At 71.1% G+C, this 9,842-nt stretch carries 13 protein-coding genes; 7 read left to right on the top strand and 6 right to left on the bottom strand.

Features of this window, described 5'->3' with window-relative positions; genetic code table 11:
- The first annotated feature begins 15 nt into the window (after positions 1 to 15).
- The 4 genes from ASF38_RS09825 to ASF38_RS09840 all read left to right on the top strand — a co-directional run bounded on the left by ASF38_RS09825 (position 16) and on the right by ASF38_RS09840 (position 2,984).
- Positions 16 to 555 (top strand): DinB family protein, encoded by a 540-nt coding sequence (locus ASF38_RS09825; protein WP_056575588.1) that lies wholly within the window; start codon positions 16 to 18, stop codon positions 553 to 555.
- Positions 556 to 626: 71 nt separating this feature from the next.
- Positions 627 to 953 carry a PadR family transcriptional regulator gene (locus tag ASF38_RS09830; RefSeq protein ID WP_055964618.1) on the top strand — a complete coding sequence of 109 codons (327 nt, stop codon included), beginning with the start codon at positions 627 to 629 and terminating at the stop codon, positions 951 to 953.
- Entirely contained in the window at positions 950 to 1,996 is a 1,047-nt protein-coding gene (locus ASF38_RS09835; protein ID WP_056575591.1) for a hypothetical protein, read from the top strand. The genes ASF38_RS09830 and ASF38_RS09835 overlap by 4 nt, the downstream gene beginning before the upstream one ends.
- 133 nt (positions 1,997 to 2,129) lie before the next feature.
- Positions 2,130 to 2,984, top strand: a complete 855-nt coding sequence (locus ASF38_RS09840; RefSeq protein WP_055964625.1) for a Bax inhibitor-1/YccA family protein — start codon at positions 2,130 to 2,132, stop codon at positions 2,982 to 2,984.
- Positions 2,985 to 3,148: 164 nt separating this feature from the next.
- Here ASF38_RS09840 and ASF38_RS09845 read toward each other — a convergent pair whose 3' ends face one another.
- Positions 3,149 to 4,060: an SGNH/GDSL hydrolase family protein gene (locus tag ASF38_RS09845; RefSeq protein WP_055964628.1), complete on the bottom strand. Its 912-nt coding sequence runs from the start codon at positions 4,058 to 4,060 to the stop codon at positions 3,149 to 3,151.
- Positions 4,061 to 4,147: 87 nt separating this feature from the next.
- Between ASF38_RS09845 and ASF38_RS09850 the strand changes: the two genes are divergently transcribed.
- The gene (locus ASF38_RS09850; protein ID WP_056575594.1) at positions 4,148 to 4,840 is read left to right on the top strand and encodes a tyrosine-protein phosphatase; all 693 of its coding nucleotides are present in this window, start codon (positions 4,148 to 4,150) and stop codon (positions 4,838 to 4,840) included.
- 57 nt (positions 4,841 to 4,897) lie between these two features.
- On the opposite strand, the gene ASF38_RS09855 is transcribed toward ASF38_RS09850, so the two are convergent.
- On the bottom strand, positions 4,898 to 5,395 hold the full coding sequence (locus ASF38_RS09855; protein ID WP_055964634.1) for a GNAT family N-acetyltransferase: 498 nt from the start codon (positions 5,393 to 5,395) through the stop codon (positions 4,898 to 4,900).
- 127 nt (positions 5,396 to 5,522) lie between these two features.
- On the opposite strand from ASF38_RS09855, the gene ASF38_RS09860 reads away from it, so the two are divergent.
- Complete coding sequence (locus ASF38_RS09860) at positions 5,523 to 6,341, top strand: SDR family oxidoreductase (protein ID WP_056575598.1); 819 nt, start codon at positions 5,523 to 5,525, stop codon at positions 6,339 to 6,341.
- 57 nt (positions 6,342 to 6,398) lie between these two features.
- Here ASF38_RS09860 and ASF38_RS09865 read toward each other — a convergent pair.
- From ASF38_RS09865 to ASF38_RS09880, 4 genes are all read right to left on the bottom strand, one after another.
- The coding region (locus ASF38_RS09865; RefSeq protein ID WP_235497630.1) for an Hsp20/alpha crystallin family protein at positions 6,399 to 6,804 on the bottom strand (406 nt) is incomplete at its 5' end.
- 149 nt (positions 6,805 to 6,953) lie between these two features.
- Entirely contained in the window at positions 6,954 to 7,505 is a 552-nt protein-coding gene (locus ASF38_RS09870) for a mismatch-specific DNA-glycosylase (protein WP_056575600.1), read from the bottom strand.
- Complete coding sequence (locus tag ASF38_RS09875; protein WP_235497632.1) at positions 7,502 to 8,710, bottom strand: MFS transporter; 1,209 nt, start codon at positions 8,708 to 8,710, stop codon at positions 7,502 to 7,504. Before ASF38_RS09875 ends, ASF38_RS09870 begins: the two co-directional genes overlap by 4 nt.
- A gap of 219 nt (positions 8,711 to 8,929) precedes the next feature.
- The gene (locus tag ASF38_RS09880; protein ID WP_156364712.1) at positions 8,930 to 9,274 is read right to left on the bottom strand and encodes a hypothetical protein; all 345 of its coding nucleotides are present in this window, start codon (positions 9,272 to 9,274) and stop codon (positions 8,930 to 8,932) included.
- 176 nt (positions 9,275 to 9,450) lie between these two features.
- On the opposite strand from ASF38_RS09880, the gene ASF38_RS09885 reads away from it, so the two are divergent.
- A complete protein-coding gene (locus tag ASF38_RS09885) occupies positions 9,451 to 9,720 on the top strand; it encodes a hypothetical protein (protein ID WP_056575603.1) in 270 nt (89 codons plus the stop codon).
- The last annotated feature ends 122 nt before the right edge of the window (positions 9,721 to 9,842 follow it).

Below are 9,842 nucleotides of genomic sequence, written 5' to 3' on the forward strand. Positions count from 1 at the left end.
GCCACGATCGGATGCATGAGCACCGTCGACGAGAGCATCGTCCCCGACGACAAGGACTGGACGTGGGTCCTGCAGGAGCCGTGCGCCGAGTGCGGGTTCCGCGCCGAGGACGTCGACCCGCGCGGGGTGGCCGACCTGGTGCGCGCCTGCCTGCCCCGTTGGCAGCAGGTGCTCGCCCGTCCCGATGCGGCGGCCCGGCGCCGCCCCGACGTCTGGTCCGACCTCGAGTACGCGTGCCACGTGCGCGACGTCCTCGTGCTCTTCGCCGAGCGGCTCCGGCTCATGCTCACCGCCGACGAGGGCGAGGCCCGCTTCGCCAACTGGGACCAGGACGCGACCGCCGTCGAGCAGCGCTACGCCGAGCAGGACCCGGCCGTCGTGGCCCGCGAGCTGACCGCGGCTGGGGAGCACCTGGCCGAAGCCTTCGACGCGGTCCCGTCCGACGCGTGGGGCCGCGTCGGCCTGCGCAGCGACGGCTCGGTCTTCACCGTCGAGACCTTCGCCCAGTACTTCTGGCACGACGTGGCGCACCACCTGGTCGACGTCGACGGCTAGTCGGAGCGCGACACCCGGTCCCGGTGTCGTGCTCTGCGAGGTACTGCGCACTGCGTGGTACTGTCCACCGCATGGATGCAACGCAGCTGCTGAAGGGCGTGCTCGACGTGGCCGTGCTGGCCGTCGTCGAGTCCGAGGACGGGTACGGCTACGACGTCGTGCGCCGCCTGCGCGCCGGAGGGCTCGAGGACGTCGGCGACGCCTCCGTGTACGGGACGCTGCGGCGCCTCTACGCGGCCGGAGCGCTCACGTCGTACGTGGTGCCCTCCGAGGAGGGGCCGCACCGCAAGTACTACGGCGTCACGCCCGAGGGGCGCTCGATGCTCGCGGCCCAGCGCAAGGTCTGGGCCGACTTCGCCGACACCATGAACCGACTCCTGACGGGGGACGCCGCATGAGCACCACCATCCCGACCGAGATCAGCGCCTTCGCCGCCCGCGTGCGCGCCCAGCTGGCCGACCTGCCCGCCGACGAGCTCGAGGAGCTCACCGAGGGCCTGGAGGCCGACCTGGCCGAGGCCTACGCCGAGGACCTCGCCCGCGAGCTCCCCGACCCCGTGGCCTACGCCGCCGAGCTGCGCGCCGCGGCCGGCCTGCCGCTCAAGGAGGACCAGCGCTCCGGCCTGGCCGGCGGCCTCGACTCGCTGCGCCAGGGGGCGAGCGAGACGTGGCGCGACGTCACTCTGGCCCTGCGCCGGAGCCCGGTCGGCCGGGGCGTCCTCGACTTCCTGTCCGTGCTGCAGCCGGTCTGGTGGGTCACCCGGGCCTGGCTGGCGACTTGGTTGGTCGCGGCGTTCTTCGGCTGGGAGTCCGGCTTCGCGCCCACGACGTTGGGCACGTGGATGCTCCTCGCTGCCTTCGTGACGGTGAGCGTCCAGTGGGGTCGTGGCCTCTGGGGCGCCCCACGGATCGGCCCCCTCCTGGTGCTCGGCAACGTCGTCGCCGCCGTCGCGCTCCTGCCGGTGGTGGCCACCGCCCAGTCCTGGGAGACCAGCACCTACGAGATGGCCTATGTCGGTTCCGAGGACCCGGCGGGGATGTCCCTCGACGGCTTCAGCATCACGAACATCTACCCCTATGACGCGCAGGGCCGCCCCCTCAGCGGCGTGCAGCTGTTCGACCAGGACGGTCGTGCACTTGCGCCCGCGCTCAACGCCGAGCGCGACGAGTGCGCGAACGACTGTGTCGACGGCATCGCGGCCGACGGCACGGCGTGGGCGCCGGCGACGCTGGAGACCGGCCAGGACGTCATGAACGTCTACCCGCTGTCCGTCGTGCAGCACGTGGTCGACGAGATCGGCTCGGCCTCGTCGGCCGTCATCGGGGAGGCGAAGGTTCCCGAGGCCCCGTTCCTCAAGGTGCCGGCACTGGCCCCTGCTCCCGAGGCGTCGACGAGCCCGTCCGAAGCGCCGTCGACCGCCCCGACCGACGCGCCGGACTGATCCACCCGACACGGACTGGTTTCCCTGCGAAACCAGTCCGTGTCGGGAAACAATCGCGCCTCTCGGACGTTATGTAGGGTGAGGTCACATCGACTTCCTCAGTAGTGCTGAGTACTGATTCCCGGAGGGAACCATGCAGAGCAACAACCCCGTCTTCAACCGATCCGAGGGGTTCAACGGCCGTGGCACCAGCACGGCCCGCGCCACCGATCCTTCGCAGTGGAAGATCGACCTCGACGGCTCGACCTCGCAGCCTGGCCCCACGCACACGTCCACCGGACGTGGCACGGGCGTCATGACCATCGAGTCCACGGTCGAGAAGACCGCCCTCACCCTGGGCGTCGTCATCGCGACCGCCGCGGCAGCATGGTTCCTCATCGGTGACATCGCCACCGACCAGGCGGCGGTGCAGAAGGCCTTCGGCTTCGCGTTCGCGGGTGCGATCGTCGGCTTCGGCCTCTCGCTGGTCAACTCGTTCAAGAAGGTCATCAGCCCCGCGCTGGTCCTCGCCTACGCGGTGGCCGAGGGCGTCTTCGTCGGCGCCTTCTCCAAGGTCGTGGCCGGTTGGGTCGGCGACCCGACGATCGTGTTCCAGGCCGTCCTGGCCACCATGGTCGCGTTCGGCGCCACGCTGGCGGCCTACAAGTTCTTCAACATCCAGGTCACGGACAAGTTCCGCAAGATCGTCACGATCTCGATGTTCGCCTTCGTCGGCGTCATGCTGGTCAACTTCGTGCTCAGCATCACCGGCGTCCTCGAGGGTGGCGGCCTGCGCGGCATGGACGGCCTCGGCCTCGTGGTCTCCGCGATCGCCGTGGTGCTCGCCGTGTTCATGCTGATCATGGACTTCGACTTCGTCGAGCGCGGCGTCGAGGCCGGCCTGCCCGAGCGTGAGTCGTGGCGCGCCGCCTTCGGCCTCACGGTCACGCTGATCTGGCTCTACATCGAGATCCTGCGCATCCTCGCGATCCTGCGCGGCTCGGACTGACACCAGCTCCACACGACGGCCGGCCACCCTTCACGGGGTGGCCGGCCGTCGTCGTTGCTGGACCGCGACCCCGGCCATGGGGGCAGAGATTCTTCCTTCTCGTGGAACGGTCCACGAGAAGGAAGAAGCGTTCGTCCGCGGACGCGCGAAGGGAGAATCGTGGGTCAGCGGCGGCGCAGGATGCGGGCCCAGCGGCCGTCGCGGGTGACCTCGGTGCCCTCGCGCAGCGCGGCCTTCTCTGCGGCGTCGGTGAGGGACATCGTGCCGGGGGAGCCGCCGAAGTGCGCCACGGCGAAGTCGCGGTCGCGCTCGCGCCACGCGGCCGCCAGCGACGGGACGAGCACCGAGACCATGTTGGCGTAGCCGGTCTCGGACGGGTGGAAGCGGTCCTCGCCGAACATCACGTCGTACTTCTCGGTGAACAGCACGCCGAGCAGGCTGCCCAGCGAGACGGCGCGGCCGCCGGCGCGGACCGTGGCGACGGTCTGCTTGCGGGCGAGCGAGCGGCTCTTGCGTCGGGCGATCCAGCGCAGAGGCTGGGGGAGTGGCCGCACGGTCCCGAGGTCGGGGCACGTGCCCACCACCACCTGGGCGCCGCCGTCGACGAGCTTCTTCACCGCCGAGCCGAGCAGCCGGGTGGACTGGTAGGCGGGCACGCGGTGGGTCACGTCGTTGGTGCCGACGACGATGACGACGAGGTCGGGGTCGAAGTCGCCGGCCGCCTCGATCTGGTCGCGCAGGTCGTGGGTCTGCGCCCCCACGACGGCCTCGGAGCGGATCTCGACCTGGGCGTCGAGCACGTGTGCCAGGCCGATGCCGAGCATGGCAGGGGGCGTCGCGTCGGCTCGGGCCATGCCGTAGCCGACGGCTGCGGAGTCGCCGAGCACCAGGCAGCGCACGGGTTCACGGGGCAGCTCTTCGCCGTACAAGCCGTCGGCGCGCGGTGGACGCGCGTCGGTGATGCCGATCGCCCGCTTCGCGACCATCAGCTCGCTGAAGATGACGCCGTAGTAGCCGGTGACGGCGGCTGCCCCTCCGATCGCGGCCTGGGACGCGATCTTGCGGGGGATTCTCACGACGCCATGCTAGATCCACCCGCCTGAGAGGGCCGCCCCAGAACCGGCCCGGAGGGAGTGTGGGTCCTCACACCTACGATGAGCGGCGTGAGCGTCGTCATCCCCAACTTCCGTGACGTCGGTGGCGTCACCGGCCTCGACGGTGCCTCCGTCCGGCCTGGTCTGCTGCTGCGCAGCGGCGTGCCCGAGCCCACCGACGTCGTGCCCGACGGCACCCCGTGGCCGCCCTCCCTGGTGCTCGACCTCCGGTCCGCCGTCGAGCACGGTGGCCCGCACCCGCTCACCCCGCTGGGTCCGAGGGTCGTCACGCTCTCGCTGCTGCAGGCGCTGCGGCCCGGCTGGCACGAGGACACCCCGACCCTCAAGCACCTGTACGGCGAGGTGCTCGACACCGCCGGCGAGATGCTGGCGCAGCTGGTCGACGAGGTCGCCCAGGCCGCCGCCACGGGAGGGGCCACTCTCGTGCACTGCGCGGCGGGCAAGGACCGCACCGGCATCTCCGTGGCGCTCGTGCTCAGCCTGCTCGGGGTGCAGCGCCCCGACGTCGTCGCCGACTACATGCTCACCGAGCGGGCCACCGCCGAGATCGATGCCCGGCTTCGCCATCCCGGCTCCGACCACCCGCCGGTGCCGGCCGCGTTCCTCATGGTCCCGCGCGACGCGATCGAGCACGTCATCGACCGGTGGGACGCTCACCCCGGCGGCGTCGAGGGCTGGTACTCCTCGGTCGGCGGCGACGCAGGCACCCTCGACCGCCTGCGCACCGCCATGCTGTCCTGAGGGCGGGCAACCAAGAGCGGGGCACCTGAGGGCAGGGCACGCTCCGAGCGGTGTCGATCAGGGTTCGGCGAGCAGCTCGATCGCCTTGTCGGTGAGCCGGTAGGCCAGCCACTCGTCCTGCGGGGTCGCGTCGAGCGACTCGTAGAACCGGATCGCGGGGGAGTTCCAGCGCAGCACGTCCCACTCGATGCGGCTGTACCCGCGCTCGGTCGCGATGCGCGCCAGCCCGATGAGCAGGCGGCGGCCGAAGCCCGCGCCGCGGCGCGACGCGCGCACGTAGAGGTCCTCGAGGTGGATGCCGGGCACGCCGTCCCACGTCGAGAACGTGCGGAACCAGAGTGCGAAGCCGACCACGGACCCGTGGCCGTTCTCCACCACGAGTGCGGAGGCCGGCGGGTCGGTGCCGAACAGTGCCTCGTACAGCTGCACGTCGGTCATCGTGGCCTGCTCGGCGGCCTGCTCGTACTCGGCCAGCTCTCGCACCATCGTGACGATCGTGCCCACGTCCTCGGGGCGCGCGTCACGCACGCCGGAGGGCAGCACGAGGGTCTTCATGCCCCTGAGCCTACGGGCGAAAGTCCCGGGACGGCGGGGAATGCAGGCATTGTCTTGTCCCAGCGAGCGTCGTGCTCTACGCTCAACTCGGATACCGTCGGTATCTGAGTCGTCGAGAGGATCCCCCATGACCCACTTCACCGACAAGGTCGCCGTCGTCACCGGCGCCGGCTCGGGCATCGGTCGCGCACTCGCCGTCGAGCTCGCCCGCCGGGGCGCCGTCCTGGCCATCAGCGACGTCGACACCGCGGGTCTGGCCGAGACCCAGCGCCTCGTGGAGGCCACGGGCGCCCGGGTGCGCGGCGACGTCATCGACGTCGCGGAGCGCGAGCGGGTCGAGGAGTACGCGCAGCTGGTGGCCACCGACCTGGGCCGCGTGAACCTGGTGTTCAACAACGCCGGCATCGCCTTCACCGGCAACGTCGTGGAGATGTCGTACAAGGACGTCGAGAAGGTCATGGACGTCGACTTCTGGGGCGTCGTGCACGGCACCAAGGCGTTCCTGCCGCACCTCATCGCGTCGGGCGACGGCCACGTCGTCAACGTCTCGAGCATCTTCGGCATCTTCTCGATGCCGTCGCAGAGCGCGTACAACGCGGCCAAGTTCGCGGTCCGTGGCTTCACCGAGTCGCTGCGTCAGGAGATGGTCCTGGCCAAGCACCCGGTCAAGGTCACGTGCGTGCACCCCGGCGGCATCGCCACGAACATCGCCCGCAACGCCGACCAGGCCGAGGGGCGCGACCACGACGAGCTGGCTCGCTCGTTCGACAAGCTCGCCCGCACGTCGCCGGAGAAGGCTGCGCAGGTGATCCTTCGCGGTGTCGAGAAGGGCCGCCCTCGCGTCCTCATCGGCAACGACGCCCGTGTGCTCGACGCGGCCGTGCGGGTCCTGGGCTCGCGCTACCAGGGCGTGTTCGCCGCCGCCGGCCGTCGGTTCGGCCTCTGACCGAGACGCGACAGGGCCCCGTCACCGCTGGGTGACGGGGCCCTGTGGTCGTGCGGGTCAGCCCTGGCTGATCTCGATGCGCGTGGGCTCGGTGCCCGCGTACACGCCCGCGACGCGGACCGCGAGGATGCCGGCCTCGTAGGAGGCGGTGACGGCCTCGGCGGTCACGTGGCCCGGCAGCCCGAAGCTGCGCTCGAAGGAGCCGTAGCGGATCTCGCTGATGCGACGCGTGGGCTGCTCGCCGGACTCGCCGGCCTTGCTCTCCGCGCGCTCGTCGCGCCGCTCGCCCTTGACGACGAGGCGGCCGTTGGTCACCTCGACCGTGACGTCGTTCGAGACGTCGATGCCGGGCAGCTCGAGACGCACGACCACGTCGTCGCCGTCGCGGACGGTCTCGACGGCGGGGGTGAAGTCGAGGCGGGAGGTGCTGCCGCTGGGCGAGAACGCGTTCCGGACGAGCGAGNGGCGAAGACGGAAACGTTGCTCATGGTGTCCTCCTGGGGGGATCGTTCGGCCCGGCCACCGCGACCGGGACATCCGGTTAAACCTGAGTCTAGTCGACTCAATTCCCATGAGTGAGTGTATGTCAGTTCGCCGTCGGCGAACAAGGAATCACGCCCTGTCCTCGACGGTCACTCCGGCCGTGAGGGCCACCTCGAGGTAGTCGCGGGCGAGGGTCTCGACGGTGGCGTGCGCGTTGAGTCCGCTGGGGTTGGGCACGACCCACAGCTGCGCGCCCTCCAGGTCGGTCGGCTGCCGACCGGCCCGGGCGCGGCGGTCGCCGAAGGCCGTGCGGAAGCTGGTGATCCCTGCGACCGCCACCACGCGCGGACGGTGGGCACGCACCACGGCCGCCACACGGTCGCGCCCGGCGCGCACCTCGTCGTCGGTCAGCTCGTCGGCGCGGGCGGTGGGGCGAGGCGCCAGGTTGGTGATGCCCACCCCTCGCTGCATGAGCACCGGCGCGGCGAGCTCGGGCGTGGTCGCGTCGGCGGGCAAGATCCCGGCGAGGCGCAGCGCCGGGTAGAAGCGGTTGCCGGGGTGCGCGAAGTGCAACCCGGTGCGCGCCGTCAGGGGGCTGGGGTTGATCCCGACGAGGAGCAGCCGCATCCCGGGACCTGCGAGGTCGGGCACCTCCGGCAGGTCGTCGAGCGGCTCGGTCACGACGCGGCGGCGACGGGCTCGTCGACGGTCTCCTCCTGGGTGCGCATGCCCAGGAGCGCCGCGAGGGTGCAGGCCACGGCCACCGCCACCATGAACGGGGCGAAGATGGTATGGGGGCTCCACACGGTGGCGGCCCAGCCGGCCAGCACGGTCGGCACCGCCATGGCGCCGTAGGCGAGCACGTAGAACGCCGACATCACTTCGCCGCGGTGAGCGGCGGGAACGTGCTGGCTCAGGTGACGCAGGGACCCGCCGAACGCGAGGCCGAAGAACAGGCCCACCAGCGTCGAGGCCGCCGCGATCGCCCACGCGTGGCCCCACGCGACCGCAGGCACGCACAGCACGAGCGACACCGCGGTGCCCAGGTCGCCGACGATGGCGGTCGGTCGGGCGGGCCAGCGGCCACCGACCGCCTGGCTGAGCGCCGACGCAGCCGCCGACGCACCGACCACCGCTCCGCCGAACAGCACCGACGTCGCCCCGATGGCCTCCGACGCGATCCGTGGGTACAGCGACAGCAGCACGCCGAGCACCGACCACGCGGCCATGACGCCGAGGGCGGAGAACCGGAAGTGTCCGGCGATCGAGGCCGGCACGCGCGGTTGCGCGATGTTGAGGGTGACGGCGCGGTCGTCGGTGTGCGGCTCGCGCATGCACAGCACGGCCACCAGCAGCGCGGCCATGATGGCGACGAGCACGGCGTAGGGCAGCACGGTCGGTGCGGGGCCCATGTCGACGATCAGGGCCACACCGACGAGCGTGACGGCGATGCCGCCGTTGAACACCACGCCCGTGAGGCGACCGGTGCGCTCACCGTCGTCGGGTCGCAGGTCGAGCAGCGCGGCCGACGCGACCACAACGACGGCGCCGACGCCGAGTCCGTGCGCCACCCGCGCCGCGAGCAGCCAGGCCACGGAGTCGGCCGCGATGAAGAGTCCGAGGCCCACCAGGATGAGCAGGACGGCGGCGATGAGCACGGGCCGGCGTCCGTAGCGGTCGGAGATCGACCCCGTGACCAGCACGGAGCCCAGCGCGGCGACGGCGTAGACGGCGAAGACGACGGTGGTGGTGATGGGCTCGAAGCCCCACTCCTGCGCGTACAGCGCGTAGAGCGGTGCGGGTGCACCCGAGACGCCGAGCGCGACGGCCACGAGGGCGAGCAGCATGCCGAACGCCCAGCGCTGGGTCGGCTTGATGGTGGTCACGGTGTCCTCCGCGGCTCTCGGGCGGCTGGTCGCGGCGCGCGGACGGGTCTCTCGGCACCACTGCTTCGAACGCCTTCGGTGGCGTCTGCATTCCCCATCCTTGCGAACCGCGCCGGCCCCATTCGCGTTCTGACGCGTTGGCGACGATTATTCGCGCATGGATCGACGCGAATGCGTCAGAACACCATGCTGGGTCGGGCCGCTGGTCAGCGCCAACCGCTACGGGGGGATCGGGGTGGATCTGCCCAGGTCGGTGACGAGGATCCGGGCGACTCTGCGGTGGTCGTCGACGTCACCTATCCCGTCCTGCGCCATGCGCTGGGCCAGCACCTCGAGCTCTCCGCCCGAGGCCAGGCGATGATCCTCGTCGCACAGGACCACGGCGCTCCCGTTCCTGTCCGTGCGCCGGAGCACCTCGACCATCACGGTCGCCGGTGCTTCGCAGACGTGGCACGTCGCACCCGTCGCGTCGCGAGCCTCCGCCTCGAGGTCGAACGGCACGGGCTCGTTGGAGGACGAGTAGGACGCGCCGCCTCCCGGGCGCTCGACGTCCTCTCTTGACACGGTGCCGTTCTACACCGCGTCAGGGTCGATGCGCAGCGGAAAAGACGGCGTGTGGAAGGGATACCGACGATCGAGCCGGATGTCTCGTGAGGGTGAGGAGTCCCTCGTCCACTCGGGGAGGAAGAGCCTGCGCACCTTTACGCTGTCGGGACGGACGAACTGATGTGGCGGCACCGATGAAGACCTATGAGCAATACATGAAGGACGCGCCTAGGAGTCATCGCGTCTGGGCCGTGTTCGCGCTGATGGGCGCCGGAGGCTCCGTTGCGGCCATCACCGGCCTGTCGAGGCCGGTGGCGCTGCTCGTTGCCTGCGCGATCTTCCTGGCCGCCAACGCGTTCATCTGGCTTCGACAGAAGCCGACGCTGAAGCAGATCGAGCGGCGCAGGATGCGGGATGCCGAGGCAATTTCGGCGGACGACAGGGCGGCCCGGACCGAGGAGTGACACACGAAGCCCGCCGGACCGGTGGTCCGACGGGCTCCCGGCGTGCGCCGGGTCAGGCGTAGCTGACGCCCGTCGCGTGCAGCGGGCAGTAGCCGACCAAAATACGGTAGGGTGTGTCCATG

Origin of the sequence: Aeromicrobium sp. Leaf272, from assembly GCF_001422865.1 — a bacterium.
GTDB lineage: Bacteria > Actinomycetota > Actinomycetes > Propionibacteriales > Nocardioidaceae > Aeromicrobium.

Coding starts and splice junctions, on each gene's coding strand:
- ASF38_RS09825 (WP_056575588.1), top strand. CDS start 16: ATGAGCACCGTCGACGAGAGCATCGTCCCCGACGACAAGGACTGGACG.
- ASF38_RS09830 (WP_055964618.1), top strand. CDS start 627: ATGGATGCAACGCAGCTGCTGAAGGGCGTGCTCGACGTGGCCGTGCTG.
- ASF38_RS09835 (WP_056575591.1), top strand. CDS start 950: ATGAGCACCACCATCCCGACCGAGATCAGCGCCTTCGCCGCCCGCGTG.
- ASF38_RS09840 (WP_055964625.1), top strand. CDS start 2,130: ATGCAGAGCAACAACCCCGTCTTCAACCGATCCGAGGGGTTCAACGGC.
- ASF38_RS09855 (WP_055964634.1), bottom strand. CDS start 5,395: ATGAAGACCCTCGTGCTGCCCTCCGGCGTGCGTGACGCGCGCCCCGAG.
- ASF38_RS09860 (WP_056575598.1), top strand. CDS start 5,523: ATGACCCACTTCACCGACAAGGTCGCCGTCGTCACCGGCGCCGGCTCG.
- ASF38_RS09885 (WP_056575603.1), top strand. CDS start 9,451: ATGAAGACCTATGAGCAATACATGAAGGACGCGCCTAGGAGTCATCGC.